Raw genomic sequence first — 495 nt, forward strand, 5'->3', positions numbered from 1 at the left:
GCCCTGAAGCCGGGGGTCGGCCGAAGCGGCTGTTCCACGATAAGGTCGGCATTCTGAGGGATGCCGACGGCGATCAGATCGCCTTCAAGGGGTCCATGAACGAGACCTGGCCGGGCCTGGCCCGCGACGGCAACCTGGAATCCGTCGATGTTTTCGCCAGCTGGCGCGACGAGGGCGAACTGAGCCGCGTGCGGGACGAGGCCGAATATTTCGAGCGGCTTTGGAATGACGACTGGCCGGGCGTGACGGTGCGGCCGTTCCCTGAGACGGCGCGCAGCGCCATCGTTTCCGCCGCCGACGCTGGCCGATGGCCCGATTTCGTAGACGAGATCTGCCTAGAGCTCGAGAAAGCCGCACGTTGGTCCGCCGAAGCGGGGAAGGCCGATGGGCGCACGCCGCGGCCTCACCAGGTCGTCGCCCTAGAAGCTTGGGAAGCGGGCGGCCGCCGCGGAATCCTCAAGCACGCCACCGGCTCGGGCAAGACCTTCACTGCCC

Annotated in this window: 1 protein-coding gene; it reads left to right on the plus strand. The window is 67.7% G+C overall.

Features of this window, described 5'->3' with window-relative positions:
* Positions 1-495 (plus strand): DEAD/DEAH box helicase family protein (locus EOA86_RS37885; protein WP_164892468.1); only part of this gene is annotated, 495 nt, incomplete at both ends.

The sequence above is a fragment of the Mesorhizobium sp. M5C.F.Ca.IN.020.32.2.1 genome (assembly GCF_004023105.1).
GTDB lineage: Bacteria > Pseudomonadota > Alphaproteobacteria > Rhizobiales > Rhizobiaceae > Mesorhizobium > Mesorhizobium wenxiniae.